This is a genomic window from Erythrobacter sp., from assembly GCF_040217515.1.
Classification (GTDB): Bacteria; Pseudomonadota; Alphaproteobacteria; order Sphingomonadales; family Sphingomonadaceae; genus Erythrobacter.
This window is the reverse complement of the sequence record NZ_JAVJPT010000010.1, coordinates 59,440-75,518: the sequence shown is the minus strand read 5'-3', so window position 1 is coordinate 75,518 and position 16,079 is coordinate 59,440. Positions and strand designations below refer to the sequence as shown.

Sequence of the window (16,079 nt, the reverse complement as noted above, 5' to 3'; positions counted from 1 at the left end):
GCCCGCTCCTTCGCATCGTCGTCATCCCCTGCCGAGCCCTTTGCGGGCATCAGGCGCGCGAAGAAGGGGCGAAAAGGCCCCTTTCCCCTGTCCGTCACTTTCGCGATTCCGGTCGCAAGGCATTGGCATAAATGGTGAAATTGGCGGCGAGAAAAGGTGACAGGGTGTAACCTTTGTCCGCTTTTGGCCGCGAGCCTCAACCCCGCCCCAGCTGCTCCAGCTTGGCCTTCAGAGCCGCCTCGTCGAAGGGCTTGACGATGTAATCGTCTGCACCGGCCTTGATGCCTTCGTGGATGTCGGTCGCATCGCCCTTCGAGGTGCAGAAGACGATCACCGGCGGTTTCGGCGTCGGGATCGCGCGCAGCTGGCGGACGAATTCGAGGCCGTCCATTTCCGGCATGTTCCAGTCGGTCAGTACCAGGGCGGGCATCGCCTTCTTGCAGCGCGCGAGCGCTTCTTCGCCGTCCTGTGCTTCGAGCGGGACATAGCCGAGGCTCTTGGCGATCTTGGCGGCGACCTTGCGGATCACGCGGCTGTCATCGACGATCAGGCAGGTCTGCGCGGCGCTCTGCGCGGGCTGGCCGGCGCCGTCGCGCATCGCCTTGGCGGCGCGCACGATCGCATCGGTATCGCTGGTGTCGGCGCGATCGGAGGCACCGCGCGCAGCACCTGCATCGACCACGTCGCCTTCCTGCGCGGCGACATCTTCCGGTGTTTCGACCGGGTGCGTGTCCTCCGCCTCGGCGAGTTTCTCGGCCAGGGTCTTGCCGCCCTTGCCCCGATGCGGCCCGGTGTTGCGCTTGATCAGATTTTGAATGGCTCGAGCTCCCCTGTATGCGCTGCGCCGTCCCCTCCGGCGAACTGTCCGCGAAGCTGGTCGGCGAACTGACCCCCGAATTGATCGTCGCCGGCGTGGAAATCGTGATGGGCCGCCAGATCGCCTCCGCCGCCCCCGCCTTCGCCGGGCGTCATGCGGACATGGAGATAGGGCATCCACACATCGCCGAACTCGGCCTTCTGGTACCACACGTCGAGCACGTCGTAGCTTGCCCACATGCCGTCGGGCTCGCGCAGGCGAATGCCCTCGCCGATGCGCGGCACCGCAGCAAAGCGGATGCGCGTCTGGGTCTGGTGGGTCTCGTTCTGGACTTCGATCTCGATCACGTATCCGGCCCCTGAATCATGACCCCGAGTGATACGGAACAATGCTTGACGATTTACCAACGCGCGAAAGCAGGTGTGCGAGGGGGCCGGTGAGCCTCCGGGGGCGCCTCCTATCCGGCTGCCTCCTTCGACGATTTCGTCGCCGCTGCCTTCTTCGCCGTCGCTTTCTTGGCCGGAGTCTTCTTGGCTGCCGTTTTCTTGGCTGCCGTTTTCTTGGCTGGGGCCTTCTTCTTTGCCGGCGCCTTCGTGCCGCCCTTCTTCTTGGCCGGGCCCTTCGCCGCACGCGCGTCGATCAGCTCGATCGCGCGGGCAAGTTCGACGTCCTCGGGCTTTTCGTCCCTGGGGATCGTCGCATTGGTCGTGCCGTCGGTGACGTAGGGGCCATAGCGCCCCGGCATGACCTTGATCTCCCCGCCGCTGGTGGGATGTTCGCCGAGCGTCTTGATCGGCTCCGCCTTCTGCCGGCCGCCGCCCTTGCGGTTGGCCGCCTCGGCGAGCAGCGCGACAGCGGCATTCATGCCGGTCTCGAACACGTCACGGGTGGAGGAAAGCTTCGCGTATTTTCCATCGTGGCGAAGATAGGGGCCGTAGCGCCCGATCGCGGCCTCGATCTCCTTGCCCGTGTCGGGATGCGCCCCGACAATGCGCGGGAGGCCCAATAGCTTGATCGCCCATTCGAGATCGAAATCGTCGATATCCTTAGGGATGCTCGCGCGCTTGGCTTCCTTGCCCTCGCCCATCTGGACATAGGGGCCGAAGCGCCCGGTCTTGCGGTGAATTTCCTCGCCGGTTTCGGGATGCGTCCCCATCAGCCCGTCTTCGGACGGGTCGGCCCCATCCGCACCCGGCTGGGCGAAGCGGCGGGTGTATTTGCATTCGGGATAATTGTTGCACGCGACAAAGGCCCCGAAGCGCCCGCCGCGCAAGGAAAGGCGGCCGCCTTCGCGTCCTTCCTGCTGGCACATGGGGCAGGCGCGCGGATCGGTGCCGTCCTCGCGCGGGGGGAAGAGGAAGTCGGAGAGATAGTCGTCGAGCACTTCGGTGACTTCGCTCGGCAACTTCTCCATCACCTCGTCCGCCTTGGGCTTGAAATCGGCCCAGAACTTGGCGAGCAGCGCCTTGTAATCCTCCCGCCCGTCGGAGACGACGTCGAGCTCGTCCTCCATCCCGGCGGTGAAGTCATAAGCGACGTAATTCGGGAAGAAGCGTTCGAGGAAAGCGGTCAGGAGGCGGCCCGATTCCTCGGCGAAGAAGCGGTTCTTCTCCATCCGGACATAGTCGCGGTCCCGCAGGGTCTGGATGGTCGAGGCATAGGTCGAAGGACGCCCGATGCCGAGCTCCTCGAGCCGTTTGACAAGGCTGGCCTCGGAAAAGCGTGGCGGGGGCTGGGTGAAATGCTGGTTCGCATCGACGGCGCGCTTCGTGGGCGCATCGCCCTTGCGCAGCAGCGGGAGCAGGCCGTCTTCGTCGTCGTCGCTGTCGTCGAGTCCTTCCTGGTAGACTGCGAAATAGCCGGGGAAGAGCACGACCTGGCCGGTCGCGCGCAGCTCGTGATTGCCGGTCGCATCGCGCAGGGTGACGGTGGTGCGCTCCAATTGCGCGGTCGCCATCTGGCTCGCCATGGCGCGCTTCCAGATCAGCGAATACAGCTTTGCCTCGTCGCCCGATCCGGCCCGGTCGCGGGCGAAGTTCGTCGGCCGGATCGCTTCGTGCGCTTCCTGGGCGTTCTTTGCCTTGGTGCTGTAATGGCGCGGCTTGTCGGGAATATAGGAGCTTTCGTAACGCTCCGCGATCGCCTGTCGGCATGCGGCAATGGCGCTGCCGTCCATCTGCACGCCGTCGGTTCGCATATAGGTTATCGCCCCCGCTTCGTAGAGCGATTGCGCAAGCCGCATCGTATGGCTCGCCGAGAAACCGAGCTTGCGCGAGGCTTCCTGCTGCATAGTCGAGGTGGTGAACGGCGGTGCGGGATTGCGCTTGAGCGGTTTTTTCTCGACCTCCTCGACCGTAAAGCGGCCCGCCTCGACGGCCGCTTTCGCTTCCATGGCGATGCCTTCATGGCCGAGGCTTAGCTTGTCCAGCTTTTCGCCCTTGTAGCGCACCAGCCGGGCGTCGAACTGGGTCGAATCGTGTTCGAGCTTCGCGATGACCGACCAGTATTCGTCGGGCCGGAACGCCTCGATCTCACGCTCGCGATCGACGATCAGGCGCAGCGCCACCGATTGCACGCGGCCTGCGCTCTTGGCTCCCGGCAGCTTGCGCCAGAGGACCGGCGACAGGGTGAAGCCGAACAGGTAATCGAGCGCGCGGCGGCCGAGATAGGCGTCGATCAGCGGCTGATCGAGCTCGCGGGGCTTCGCCATCGCCTCGGTCACGGACTGCTTGGTGATCGAATTGAACGTCACTCGCTCAACGTTCGCGGGCAGCGCCTTCTTCTTCTTAAGGAGCTCCAGCACGTGCCAGCTGATCGCCTCGCCCTCGCGGTCGGGGTCGGTCGCGAGCACGAGCCGGTCGGCCTTCTTCGCGGCATCGGCGATATCCTTGATCCGGGCTTGCTTGTCCCGATAGGGCTCCCAGTCCATCGCGAAACCCTCGTCCGGGCGGACGCTGCCGTCCTTGGGCGGGAGATCGCGGACATGGCCATAGGAAGCGAGGACCTTGAAGTCAGGCCCAAGATATTTCTCGATGGTCTTCGCCTTGGCGGGCGATTCGACGATGACAAGCTGCATGGCTGTGTGGAAAGGTCCCTTACGTACGTACGCGCGAGGTTGGTGATGGTTTGCAGGATGCGTCAAGTGGCTTTGTGCGGCGCGATTGCAATGGCGATGGTCCCGCTCCCCCTTTGATCCACCGATACGAACCGGGCGAGGCGGAGATCGCGCAGGCACGGACGTTCGTTCTCGACCCCGCTTCCTGAACGGGGCGGCTCGGGGCGTTGGCTTCGCCGCCTATTCGAACATCGCTGCGACTTCCTCGCCCTCGTCCGCAAGGCCGCGATATGTCGCGACGGCAAGCGCGGTGAAGAGGACCACCATGACATTCTCGCCCGCCGCATCGAAGAAAATCGCGCCGAGCGAGCCCGGCCCGCCCGCCACCGCGGTGGCAAGGCCGAAAAGGTAGGACGCGACCAGGCCGATGGCGATCAGCACCACGGCCACGCCGAAGATCGGCCAGGACGATCCCGAGGTCATCTGCCAGCTTGTCCCGAAGGAATCCATCGCCGGCTCGTCCCGCGCGAGCAGGACCGGGATCAGCGGAACCCACCGCACGGCGACGATGATCCCCGGGATGACGAGCGCGAGGAAGGCGAGCACGATGCCGAGGAACGAAAGCACGTAAACGAGCGCGAAGGCCCAGAACCGGCTGAACTCGGGGGCCGGCTGGCGCGCCAGGAGCGCGGCGTAGAACCAGTAGGTGATGAGCACGCCGCCGACGAAGCTGCCCAGCGCAACCAGCGCCCCGACAAGCCCGCCGCCGAGATCGCCGAATGGCGCCGTGAGAGAGACCGGGATGCCGAAAAGGCTGAAATCCCCGCTGCCTTCGAACAGGCCCGCGACCGTATCGGCCGGAATTGCGATAGCGAGAAAGACCAGCACGATGCTCTGGCTGGCGCTGATCTCCTCGAACGTCCCGTTGAGAAGTTCTCCGAAGTCAATGGTGCGGTTCATGTGGTTTGTGGGTCCCCTGTGTGTTTGCGCCCTCGCTGCCAAGATCGCCCGCCGGGTCAAGATCGGAGTCGCTCCATCGTCGCGGCGCACGCGGCGCTCGCTTTGCCCCGCTTGCGGAAACGCGGGTGCGGCTCGGCCTGTTGCACCGACATGACAGGAGAAAAAGCAATGCCGCGCGATTTCAGACGTTTCACCGCCGCCGCGCTCGCCGCGAGCGGCCTCTTCGCCCTTGCCACCGCCGCCCCGGCGCTGGCCGATCACCCCACGTCAAACGATGCCCCGATGACCGTCCGCGCCGACGTGACGACCGCTGCAGGCGAACCCGCCGGGCGCGTCGTCTTCGAGCAGACCGACCACGGCGTCGTGGTGAAGGCGCGCCTGATGAACCTGTCGCCCGGCGAACACGGCTTCCACATCCATGAAACCGGCGCGTGCTCGCCCGATTTCAAGGCCGCCGGTGGCCATTACGACCCGCTGCGCGCGAAGCACGGCTTCGACAGCGAAGGCGGCTATCACGTCGGCGACCTGCCCAATATCGTGGTCGAGGCGGACGGGACAGCGAGCGCGGATTTCTTCGCCCCCCAGCTGACCCTCGCAAGCCAGGAGGACAATCGTTATCCCTTCACGCTCGACGATGCGGACGGATCGGCGGTGATGGTCCATGCCAGGGCCGACGATTACCAGGCACAGCCCCCCGGATCGACCGGCCAGCGGGTCGCCTGCGGAGTTGTATTCGCGCGCTAGTTTTCAGGTGGGCGCGCCCGACAGGCTCACCATGCCGCCATCGTGGCGTTCCAGTTCTCCCGTCAGCTCCAGCTCGAGCAGCGCCATATGCACCGCCGCGGCGCTCGCACCTGATTGGCGGATCAACTCGTCCATCGCGATCGGGGCCTTGGTCAGCAGACCCCTGATCGCGTCCCCGCCATGCTCCTTGCGCGCCTCGCCCCATTCCAGCTTGCGCAATTCCTCGTAATCGAACGCGCTCGGCCCCTCCGCGACGCGAAAGGTTGAACGCGGCTGCCCGGTGAAGCCTTCGAGCAGTTCGACCACCTCCTCGACCGACTGGACCAGAACGGCCCCGTCGCGGATGAGCTGGTTGCACCCCTGAGAGCGGGTATCGAGCGGCGAGCCGGGGATCGCCATAACCTCGCGCCCCGCCTCGCCCGCAAGCCGCGCGGTGATGAGCGAGCCGGATTTCGGCGCGGCCTCGACCACCAGCGTGCCCGCGCCGAGCCCGGCAATGATGCGGTTGCGGCTCGGAAAATGCCGCCCGCGCGGCTCGGTGCCGGGGGGTTGTTCGGCGATCAGCAGGCCCTCGGTGGCTATGCGTTCCTGCAAGTCGGCGTGCTGCGGCGGATAGGCGATGTCGATCCCGCTCGCGATCACGCCGATCGTCGCGGGCATCGCGCCCTCATGCGCCGCCCCGTCGATCCCCCGCGCCAGACCGGAGACGACAGTGAAGCCCGCCTCGGCCAATCCCTGCCCGAATGTGCGCGCGAGCTTCACCGCCGCGGCCGATGCGTTGCGCGCCCCGACCAGCGCGACGCAGGGCCGCGAGGCCAGCGAAAGATCGCCCCGGCAGGTAAGGATCGGTGGCGCGCTTTCGAGCTCACCCAGAAGCGCGGGATAATCCGGCTGGTCGTGGAAGAGATAGCGAGCGCCAGCCGCCCGCACCGCCTCGACCTCGCGCTCGATCCGGTCGGCGGGCGCGGGACAATAGGCTTCCTTTCCGCGCCGCGCGAGATCGGGGAGCGCGTCCAGAGCATCCGCAGCCGTGCCGAAGCGGGCGAGCAGCTGGGCGTAGCTGACGGGTCCGATATTGGGCGAGCGCAGCAGGCGGATGCGCGCGAACGCTTCGGCCTGTGACAGGCTCACGCCTTCTTTCCCCCCACTTTCGGCTCATCCCCCTTCATCAGGCGCGCAATGTTCTCCCTGTGGAGCCAGAAGATCAACGCCGCGACAGCGGCCAGCACCGGGAAATATTCGGGGTATCCGAATAGCGGCGCGGCCGCCGCAGCGGCGACCACCGCGCTCATCCCGGCGAGCGAGGAAATCCGGAAAATGCCGAGCACGGACAGCCAAACCAGTGCATAAGCGAGCCCGATCGGCCAGCCGAGGCCGAAGGAAACCCCCGCATTGGTGGCAACGCCTTTCCCGCCTTTGAAACCGAGCCAGACCGGGAAGCAGTGCCCCAGCACTGCCCCGCCCGCAGCGAATGCCTTGGCCACCTCGCCCGTTTCGCCCTGCCAGAGCGCACCCGCAGCGATGACCGGCATAAGACCCTTGGCAAGATCGAGCAGCAGCGTCGCCGCCGCCAGCCCTTTCGAACCGGTGCGCAGGACGTTGGTCGCCCCGATATTTCCGCTGCCCTGCTTGCGCACGTCCCCCTTCCCTGCCGCCATGGTCAGCAGCAGGCCGAAGGGGATCGAGCCCGAGAGATAGCCCAGCACTGCGGCGGTGAACGGTTCCATGATGTCCCCTCGGTCAGCGGTGCGCTTTCCTTTTGGAAACGCCTAGGTAATAGCGCGAAGCTCTACAAGCATCGAGACGAGAAACGACCATTCCCGATCCATCCGCTCCGATCCTGATCTTCGATTCCGGCGTCGGGGGGCTGTCGGTCTATGACGCGCTGCGGCAGATCATGCCCGATGCGCCGGTGATCTACGCCGCCGACCTTGCGGGCCTTCCGTACGGCACCAAGACCGAGCCGCAGGTCGCCGCGCGCGTCGCCGGGCTGCTCGGCCGGATGAGCGAGCGCTTCGCCCCGCGGCTTGTCTGCATCGCCTGCAACACGGCGAGCACCATCGCACTCGGCATGGTGCGCGAGGTGCTCGAAGTGCCGATCGTCGGCACTGTGCCCGCGATCAAGCCCGCCGCCGCGCTGACGAAGACGGGCGTGATCGGCCTTGTCGGGACGGGGGCGACGATCCGGCAGGCCTATGTCGACGAACTCGAAGCCGAATTCGCGCGCGGCAAGACCCTGTACCGGATTGCCGCGCCCGGCCTCGTCGCGCTGGCCGAGGACAAGCTGCGCGGGTGCCGGCTCGACCCCGGAGCGGTTCAGGAGGCGCGGACCGGCCTTGCGGCCATGCAACGTGGCGGACAGATCGACACCCTGGTGCTCGCCTGCACCCATTTCTCGCTGCTCAGGGAGGAACTTGCTTCGGCCTTCGGGCCGGACGTGGCACTGGTCGACGGGGCGGACGGGATCGCGCGGCGGATCGCGCATCTGCTTGAAGGGCAGGAACTCGATGCCCTCGGCCCCGCCCGCTTCGTTGTCACCGGGCCTGTCGAAGCCGCGGCGGGGCTGGCGCCCTGCCTGGAGGCGCGCGGATTCTCCCCGGCCGAGCCGTTCTGAAACGCTGCAAATCACTTGCAAAGATCGCGGGTGGTCAAAGCCCCGGTCAAATCCTAGATAAGCCTGACCCAAAAGCCCTTCGGAATAACAGCAGGCAAGAGTCGGCGCGACGTGAATTACGACCAGATCTTCGACCAGGCGATTGATCGCCTCCACGAGGAAGGCCGGTATCGCGTCTTCATCGACATCATGCGCAACAAGGGAGCCTATCCCAATGCGCGCTGCTTCCACGGCCATAACGGGCCGAAACCCATCACCGTGTGGTGCTCGAACGATTATCTCGCCATGGGCCAGCACGAAAAGGTGGTCGGCGCGATGGAAACCGCGCTGCACGATGTCGGCGCGGGCAGCGGTGGCACGCGCAATATCGGGGGCAACACGCATCTGCATGTCGAACTCGAAGCCGAACTCGCCGATCTCCACGGCAAGGAAGGCGCGCTGCTGTTCACGAGCGGCTATGTCTCGAACGATGCAACGCTTTCGACGCTCGCGCGATTGCTGCCGGGCTGCGTGATCTTCTCGGACGAATTGAATCATGCGAGCATGATCGCCGGCATTCGCAATTCGGGCTGCGAGAAGCGGGTGTTCCGCCACAATGACCTCGCGCATCTCGAAGAACTGCTGGCGGCAGAGGATCCCGACACGCCCAAGGTCATCGCCTTCGAAAGCGTCTATTCGATGGACGGCGACGTCGCCCCCATCCACGCGATCTGCGATCTCGCAGAAGAATACAACGCACTCACCTATATCGACGAGGTCCACGCCGTCGGCATGTATGGCGCGCGCGGCGGCGGCATTTCCGAACGCGACGAGGCCGCGCACCGCATCGACATCATCGAGGGCACGTTGGGCAAGGCGTTCGGGGTGATGGGCGGCTATATCGCGGCGGACAAGCGGGTGATCGACTGCATCCGAAGCTATGCGCCGGGCTTCATCTTCACCACCTCGCTTTCGCCGGTGCTGGTCGCGGGCGTGCTCGCCTCTGTGCGCCATCTTAAGACCTCCAGCGTCGAGCGTGAGGCGCAGCACGCCAATGCCGCCATTCTCAAGCTGAAATTCGCCGAGGCCGGCCTGCCGGTGATGGATTCGACCACGCACATCGTCCCGCTGATGGTGGGCGATCCGGTGCGCGCCAAGCAGATCAGCGACATCCTGCTCGCCGAATACGGCGTCTACGTCCAGCCGATCAATTTCCCCACCGTGCCGCGCGGGACCGAGAGGCTGCGCTTCACGCCCGGCCCGATGCACACCGAGCCGATGATGGACGAGCTGACGGACGCGCTGGTGGAAATCTGGGACCGGCTCGAGATCAAGCTGCGCAAGGCGGCGTGATCGCGTCCGCTCTGCCGGAGCGTCCTTTGCCAAGCGCGCACGCTGCGCTAGCTCTCTCGCCGCAAGAGATTCGGGAGAGAGACGTGGGCGGATCGCCTGACCAGACCTACAGTGAAGTCGTCCTTGGGAGACGCAGCATCCGGGGTTACCTGAAAAAGCCCGTGCCGCGCGCGCTGATCGAGGAGGTGCTGGCCATGGCGATGCGCTCGCCCACCAGCATGAACACCCAGCCCTGGCATTTCCATGTCATCACCGGCGAACCGCTCGACCGCATCCGCAAGGGGAACACGGAAAACATCCTCGCCGGCGTCCCCGACAGCCGAGAATTTCGCCGCGGCCACGCTTTCGAAGGTGTCCACCGCGAACGCCAGGTCGAAGTGGCCAAGCAGCTGTTCGGCGCAATGGGCATCGCGCGCGACGACAAGGATGCGCGGCAGGATTGGGTGCTGCGCGGCTTTCGCCAGTTCGATGCGCCGGTCTGCGTAATCGTCACCTATGATCGCGAGCTTTCCGACAGCGACGACACCGCTTTCGATTGCGGCGCGGTGACGACCGCGCTGGTCAATGCGGCGTGGTCGCGCGGGCTGGGCTGCGTCATCAATTCGCAGGGAATCATGCAAAGCCCGGTGGTGCGCGAGCATGCTGGCATTCCTGACGACCAGGTCATCATGAAAGCGGTCGCGATGGGCTGGCCCGATCCCGATTTTCCCGCCAATGCCGTGATCAGCAAGCGCAAGCCGGTCGAGGAGGCAGCGCGGTTCGTCGGGTTCGATTGACTGGCCCACGGTTTAAACCGCCGATCGGGCGCGCTTTGCCGTCGGCCGACGGGAAAAAAGGACCATTCGGCCAGGTTTCTGGGCTTGCCGAGCGTCAGCGCTCCGAGCGTCTCAGCGCAGGTTCACTACGTTGTCGCTCGCCGGGCGTTCCCGCTCGCCGGTGAAGCAACTCATCATCGGCTCGTCCGAGACGATTACCTGTTCGGCATTGCCGAACCCGTTGAAACCGGTCTTCATCGCCGCGCCATAGGCGCCGAGCATTCCGATCTCGATGTAATCGCCCGCCTGGATGTCGCCTGGCAGCGAGAATGGGCCGGCCATGTAGTCGGCATCGTCGCAGGTAGGACCGTAAAAGGCGAAATCCTCATGCGCATCGCGCAGATCGTCCTCGAGCGCGCCGACGGGAAAGCGCCATGCGACATGCGCCGCATCGTAGAGCGCGCCATAGGCTCCGTCATTGATGAACAATTCGGTCCCGCGGCGCTTTTCGACCTTGACGATCATCGAGCTGTATTCGGCGCACAGCGCGCGGCCCGGCTCGCACCACAATTCGGCGTTGTAGGCGATGGGAAGCGCGTAGAAATGCTGGTGGATGATCGCAAAGTAATCTTCCAGCGGGGGCGGCTCCATACCGGGATAGACGCTGGGGAAACCGCCGCCGACATCGATCATGTCGATCACGACGCTCGCCTCGGCGATGGCCGCGCGGGTGCGGTCCAATGCCTGGACGAAGGCAAAGGGCGTCATCGCCTGGCTGCCGACATGGAAGCACACGCCCAGCCAGTCGCAATGCTGGCGAACCTTCTGCAGCAGAGCCGGGGCTTCGGTGAGGTCGCAGCCGAATTTGCTGGCGAGCGAAAGCTCGGAATATTCACTGGAAACACGCAGCCGCACGCACAAGCGAAGATCGCTGGCCGGCTCGCCCGTCTCGGGATCGCGGCACGCCTCGACGATCTTTTCCAGCTCCTCGATCGTGTCGAGGCTGAAAGTCTTGACGCCATGCTGGTGATAGGCTTCTCGGATTGCGCTTGGCGTCTTGATCGGGTGCATGAAGCACAGCACCGCATCGGGCAGAGCCGCGCGCACCAGCCGCACCTCCGCGATAGAGGCGACGTCGTAATGGGTCACCCCGGCCTCCCATAGCGTGCCGATCAGGTCGGGCGCAGGATTGGCCTTGACCGCGTAGAGCACCTTGCCGGGAAACTTGCCGACGAAGAACTCCGCAGCCCGGCGCGCAGCATGCGGCCGGTTGAGAATGACGGGTTCATCCGGACTCAGGGTCCGGGCTACAGCCTTGGCGTCGGGAAATGTGCGCAATTCAAGGGACCCCCAGAAGGTTTAGCGTTGAACCAAACGGTTTGAGCCTGCCTTGCGGTCATGTCCCTTGGGGCAGAGGAGGCGCGCATATAGAGACTTCGCGCGGGGACGCAATGATAAATCTCGCACGCTTCGCGCAGGCACGCTGGCTCGTCGCGTTCAGCACTGTGAATCAACGCAAATGCGCGGATAAGTTCCTCGCGGATGCACCATGTCGGCGGGCCGTGCCGCCGCTTCGTCAGAAAGAGATGGCCGGAACCTGGTCGACCGTGCCCTTTTCGCTGTCGTCGAGGCGGTTGAAATCGGCCTCGTCGAAGCCCAGCGCGCCTGCGAAAAGCACGGCGGGGAACGCTTCGCGCGCCGTATTGAACCGCGCGACCGCCGCATTGAGCGCCCTCCGAGCGGCGGCGAGCTTGTCCTCGACATCCGCAAGTTCGCGCTGCAATTCCTGGAAATTGGCGCTCGCCTTGAGATCGGGATAGGCTTCGCCCAGCGCCAGCAGGTTGTCGAGCGCGACGCGCAGGCCCTGCTCGCTCGCAGTGTCCGGCCCGCCGCGCGCGGCGCGGTTGCGCGCCTCGATCACCGCTTCGAGCGTCGAGGATTCGTGCCCCGCATAGCCTTTCACCGTCTCGACGAGATTGGGAATGAGATCGTGACGCTGGCGCAATTGCGCATCGATATCGGCGACGCCCTGGCGAACGGTCTGGCGCAGCGAGACGAGATTGTTGTATATGCCGATGACCAGCAGCAATGCCGCGACCGCGATCACGAGGATCGCCGACGTCCAGAACCACCCAAGAATATCGACCATTTGCTCACCCCTCCTTTACCGGGCAACGCGTATGTTAGCGGCAATTGGTTAAAGGAAAGCGGCAGGGAAGCGAACAATGCGCGCCGACGTGAACGGGCTGATGCAGGGGGAACTCGGGGACTGGCTCGCGGGCCAGTCCGAGATGCGCTTCGCCGCGAAAAAGCAGGCGATCGACCGCTGGACCTGGGGCATCGCCCTGATGATGCCGACCATGGCCTTCGTCTGGTTCGCGCCATGGTTCGACGGTTGGCGTTTCATGCTGTTCGGTGCAGCAATGCTGGGCATGTCGTGGTGGGGCTATGTCCCGATCGCGAAGGCGAAGAAATCGATCAAGATCGGGATCAACTCGGGCATCGCGAAAAGCCTCGGCATTGCCTACGAGCACGATGTCGAACCGGGCGACGAATTCGAGGCGGCTAAGCGGTATGGCCTCGTCCCGCGCTATGATCGCGACGGATTCGAGGATCACTGGCACGGTTCGCTCGAGGGCCACGATTTCGGCCTTTACGAAGCCCATCTCGAAGTGCGCCGCGGCTCGGGCAAGAACCGCCGCTGGGACACGGTGTTTCGCGGCGCGATCGTGCGAATGCAATTCGGGCGCGACTTCGCCTCCACCACGCTGATGCAGCGCGCCGGGAAGCACAAGGCCTGGTTCGGGCTGGGCGGGACAAAGGACAGCGTCGATTTCGACGGGCATCGTCTTTCCTATGTCGACCAGGTCCATCCCGCTTTCGAGGATGCCTTCGATCTGTATTCGGACGACGCGGTCGAAGCGCGCGTGCTCGTCCATCCGGCCTATGTCGAACATCTCGTCGCGCTGGAAAAGGCGTTCCGCGGCAAGGCGGTGCGCGCACTCTTCGCGCGCGGCGAGGTGATCCTCGCGGTCGAGCAGCGCGAGAACCTGTTCGAAAGCGGGTCGATGGACCCGGAAAAGGACCGCCTGCTGGCCGAGGAAACCGCCGAACAGTTCGCCGCGCTCGCCCGGCTCGCGCTGTCGATCAACCAGAACGAGCGCGGTCGGTCCGTCGGAGCCGAGAAAACGCGCGAGGCGATCGCGCGCGCCGATGCCTCGCGCGACGAAGCGGCGCGCCGACGAGCGGCGGGCGGTTGAAGGCTGCGGGCCCGTCGGGCGCGAGCGCGCAGCCTACGCAACGAGCGTCGGGATAGGTGGGCAATTCAAGGGATCCCGGTAGGTTCGATGCCAACCAAACGGTTTCGAGGCTGCCTCGGGGTCGTGTCCCTTGGGGCAGCGCGCGTGAGACGGCCAACCGTCTGGGCTTCCCCTATCAAGGAGACGCGGCGCAGTCGTTCCGAAATCGGCGCTCTCGCGGCTATTCGCTGCGGTCCTCGGCGATTTTGAGCGATTTCGGCTGCACTAGCAGAAACACCGTCACGTTCATGCGGATATTGGCCATTGTCACCCCGTGATCGAGAATCAGGTAACGCGTGAAGCTATAATTGTCGCGCTCACGATTAACTGCGGCTTTAACCACGGCAAAGCTCTGGTTCGCACGGCCGATGTCTTCGTCGGTGACCTTGTCCGCGCCGCGATATAAGGCCTGGATCGTGATGCCCTTGCAACTGGATTTTGCATCGTCGCAGGCGCGTCCCTGTAGCGTATAGATCACGCCATCGGGTGTGCGCGCGACGATCATGGGCGCGCTCTCCGTTTCGGTGCTGACAATCTCGTGGCCGATATCGCCGATGATCGCTTTCAGATCATCGATCGTCACCGCATCGATCACGCGTTCGGCGGAATAGGCTTGCGCAGCTACCGGAGCGGCAGGCGCGCCTAGGATTGCGAGTGACGCCGCAAAGGCGGCCAGTATGGTCCTGTTCATGCTGTTTCCCCCGTTCGGTCAATCCGGCCCGGTCGACACACCGCAGCCGCGCCCTGCAGGCTAGCCCAACCGATCGCGGAATTCGTTGTAAGAAAACGACCGAATGCATTCGAGCGCGTCCGTCTCGCTGTCCCACAGCCAGATGCTCGGCAGGGCAACGCCGTTGAAGGTATTGGTCTTGACCATCGAATAATGCGCCTGGTCGAGAAAGGCGAAACGCGCGCCGGCCTTTGCCGGTACGGGCAGGCGATAATCACCGATCACGTCGCCCGCGAGGCAGGACGGGCCGCCGAGGCGGATCGGGATTTTTTCCTCGTCGGCGAGTTCTCCGAGCATGGCCGGGCGATAGGGCGCTTCGATCACGTCGGGCATGTGGCAGGTCGCCGAGACATCGGTGATGCCGATGGGCGTTTCGTTGAAGAAGGTGTCGAGCAGCGTCCCCACGAGGATCCCCGCATCGAGCGCGACCGCCTCGCCCGGTTCGATGATGATTTCCGCGCCCGTGTCGGCGGCTGCGTCCTTGAGGAATTCGACCAGTTCCTCGCGCTCGTAATCGGCCCGGGTGATGTGGTGGCCGCCGCCCATATTGATCCACTTCAATTGCCCGAACCACGGTTCGATCGCGTCGAACACCCGGTCCCATGTCCGCGCGAGCGGCTCGAAACCCTGCTCGCACAGATTGTGGAAATGGATGCCCTCGACGCCTTCCATGTGTTCCTCGGTCAATTGATCGATCGGAAAGCCGAGCCGCGAGCCGGGCGAGGACGGATCGTAACGCGGCACCTCGCCGGTTGCGACCAGCGGGTTGATCCGCAGGCCAACCGATACATCGCCGCCGGTCGCCGCGGCCTGATCCAGGATCAGCGCAGCGCGGCGCATCTGGCCGGGCGAATTGAAGATCACGTGATCGGAGAGGCGGCAGACCTCCTCCAGCTCGTTCGGCTTGTAGGCGGCCGAATAGGTCGCGATCTCGCCGTCATAGAATTCGCTCGCAAGGCGGGCCTCCCAGAGGCCGGAAGTCGATACGCCGTCGAGATATTCGCCGAGGATATGCGCCGTCGACCACATCGAAAACGCTTTCAATGCGGCAAGGACCTTGATGCTCGCCCCGTCCACGCTCGCCGCATCGCGGATGTCGGCGAGCACCTGACAATTGGCGCGCAGCTTCGCTGCGTCGACGACAAAGGCGGGGCTGTCGACGCGCGACAGGTCGAAATGGGCGAAAGCGCCAGGATCGCCGGCTTTGGTTTCCATGTGAACTCCTCGAAGAGCCGCGCAATTAGGTCTTATTCGAACAGGTGCAAGCGGCGCTTCTGCCGTTCGGGCAGGCCGGCATAGAGTTGCAGCACTTCGGACAGTTCGATGAATACCTCATCGAGCGGGACAATCGCGATATTCGCCGGCTCATAGGCGCAGTCGGGGAAGAGCGGCAGAGTCTTGAACATATAGCATTCGCCGGCAGAGGCGCGTTTTCCGGCGGCGTGGCAGGCCGTAACGAGCGAGGGACCGAACCATTCGTCGCGCCTCGACCCGTCATCGGAAATGACGGCTTCGAATTCGGCGCGATCCGCCGTGATCGCATCGATGTGGCCAGCGGGACAGCACAGCCAGTGGACCCGGCCATGAGCATCGGTGGCGAAAACATCTCCCAGTTTCGAACACAGGAACGGCTGCAGATCCTCGCGATCCGTCAGCCAGCGCCATCGATGCGTGATCTCCGCCGCGAGCGCCCTGCCCGGCTGGAACGCCACGTCTCGCCACGCAACATCCATCGCGCGCCCTCCTGAATAGGCCTTCAGGCTACTCCAAAGG

General features: G+C 64.7%; 16 protein-coding genes. 5 read left to right on the top strand and 11 right to left on the bottom strand.

Annotation, left to right across the window (positions count from 1 at the left end):
• Positions 1–196: 196 nt before the first annotated feature.
• The 4 genes from RIB52_RS12415 to RIB52_RS12400 all read right to left on the bottom strand — a co-directional run bounded on the left by RIB52_RS12415 (position 197) and on the right by RIB52_RS12400 (position 4,832).
• Positions 197–682: a response regulator gene (locus RIB52_RS12415; protein ID WP_350175988.1), complete on the bottom strand. Its 486-nt coding sequence runs from the start codon at positions 680–682 to the stop codon at positions 197–199.
• A gap of 122 nt (positions 683–804) precedes the next feature.
• Positions 805–1,164 (bottom strand): hypothetical protein, encoded by a 360-nt coding sequence (locus RIB52_RS12410; protein ID WP_350175986.1) that lies wholly within the window; start codon positions 1,162–1,164, stop codon positions 805–807.
• A gap of 110 nt (positions 1,165–1,274) precedes the next feature.
• Positions 1,275–3,893, bottom strand: coding sequence for a type I DNA topoisomerase (gene topA / locus RIB52_RS12405; RefSeq protein ID WP_350175984.1), 2,619 nt, complete (start codon positions 3,891–3,893; stop codon positions 1,275–1,277).
• Between the two features lie 219 nt (positions 3,894–4,112).
• Positions 4,113–4,832, bottom strand: coding sequence for a DUF7847 domain-containing protein (locus RIB52_RS12400; RefSeq protein WP_350175982.1), 720 nt, complete (start codon positions 4,830–4,832; stop codon positions 4,113–4,115).
• 168 nt (positions 4,833–5,000) lie between these two features.
• On the opposite strand from RIB52_RS12400, the gene RIB52_RS12395 reads away from it, so the two are divergent.
• Positions 5,001–5,576, top strand: coding sequence for a superoxide dismutase family protein (locus RIB52_RS12395; RefSeq protein WP_350175980.1), 576 nt, complete (start codon positions 5,001–5,003; stop codon positions 5,574–5,576).
• Between the two features lie 3 nt (positions 5,577–5,579).
• Here RIB52_RS12395 and dprA read toward each other — a convergent pair whose 3' ends face one another.
• Together dprA and plsY are read right to left on the bottom strand one after the other, a co-directional pair.
• Positions 5,580–6,707: a DNA-processing protein DprA gene (gene dprA, locus RIB52_RS12390; protein ID WP_350175978.1), complete on the bottom strand. Its 1,128-nt coding sequence runs from the start codon at positions 6,705–6,707 to the stop codon at positions 5,580–5,582.
• Complete coding sequence (plsY, locus tag RIB52_RS12385; RefSeq protein ID WP_350175976.1) at positions 6,704–7,303, bottom strand: glycerol-3-phosphate 1-O-acyltransferase PlsY; 600 nt, start codon at positions 7,301–7,303, stop codon at positions 6,704–6,706. Before plsY ends, dprA begins: the two co-directional genes overlap by 4 nt.
• A 170-nt stretch (positions 7,304–7,473) precedes the next feature.
• Here plsY and RIB52_RS12380 point away from each other — a divergent pair, with 170 nt between their 5' ends.
• The 3 genes from RIB52_RS12380 (at position 7,474) to RIB52_RS12370 (ending at position 10,298) form a co-directional block, all read left to right on the top strand.
• On the top strand, positions 7,474–8,190 hold the full coding sequence (locus RIB52_RS12380) for a glutamate racemase (RefSeq protein WP_502879535.1): 717 nt from the start codon (positions 7,474–7,476) through the stop codon (positions 8,188–8,190).
• A 111-nt stretch (positions 8,191–8,301) separates the two neighbouring features.
• Positions 8,302–9,522, top strand: a complete 1,221-nt coding sequence (hemA, locus tag RIB52_RS12375; RefSeq protein WP_350175974.1) for a 5-aminolevulinate synthase — start codon at positions 8,302–8,304, stop codon at positions 9,520–9,522.
• Between the two features lie 83 nt (positions 9,523–9,605).
• Complete coding sequence (locus tag RIB52_RS12370) at positions 9,606–10,298, top strand: nitroreductase (RefSeq protein WP_350175972.1); 693 nt, start codon at positions 9,606–9,608, stop codon at positions 10,296–10,298.
• Positions 10,299–10,409: 111 nt separating this feature from the next.
• Here the strand turns inward: RIB52_RS12370 and RIB52_RS12365 are convergent, their stop codons facing one another.
• The gene (locus RIB52_RS12365; protein ID WP_350175970.1) at positions 10,410–11,615 is read right to left on the bottom strand and encodes a type III PLP-dependent enzyme; all 1,206 of its coding nucleotides are present in this window, start codon (positions 11,613–11,615) and stop codon (positions 10,410–10,412) included.
• A gap of 238 nt (positions 11,616–11,853) precedes the next feature.
• Positions 11,854–12,426, bottom strand: a complete 573-nt coding sequence (locus tag RIB52_RS12360; RefSeq protein WP_350175968.1) for a LemA family protein — start codon at positions 12,424–12,426, stop codon at positions 11,854–11,856.
• Positions 12,427–12,502: 76 nt separating this feature from the next.
• Between RIB52_RS12360 and RIB52_RS12355 the strand changes: the two genes are divergently transcribed.
• Positions 12,503–13,537: a DUF3137 domain-containing protein gene (locus tag RIB52_RS12355; RefSeq protein ID WP_350175966.1), complete on the top strand. Its 1,035-nt coding sequence runs from the start codon at positions 12,503–12,505 to the stop codon at positions 13,535–13,537.
• A gap of 220 nt (positions 13,538–13,757) precedes the next feature.
• Here the strand turns inward: RIB52_RS12355 and RIB52_RS12350 are convergent, their stop codons facing one another.
• The 3 genes from RIB52_RS12350 to RIB52_RS12340 form a co-directional block, all read right to left on the bottom strand.
• Positions 13,758–14,171 (bottom strand): YbjN domain-containing protein, encoded by a 414-nt coding sequence (locus RIB52_RS12350; RefSeq protein WP_350175964.1) that lies wholly within the window; start codon positions 14,169–14,171, stop codon positions 13,758–13,760.
• A 156-nt stretch (positions 14,172–14,327) separates the two neighbouring features.
• Positions 14,328–15,521 carry a carboxynorspermidine decarboxylase gene (locus tag RIB52_RS12345; protein ID WP_350175962.1) on the bottom strand — a complete coding sequence of 398 codons (1,194 nt, stop codon included), beginning with the start codon at positions 15,519–15,521 and terminating at the stop codon, positions 14,328–14,330.
• Positions 15,522–15,553: 32 nt separating this feature from the next.
• Positions 15,554–16,039, bottom strand: coding sequence for a hypothetical protein (locus RIB52_RS12340; protein WP_350175960.1), 486 nt, complete (start codon positions 16,037–16,039; stop codon positions 15,554–15,556).
• Between the last annotated feature and the right edge of the window lie 40 nt (positions 16,040–16,079).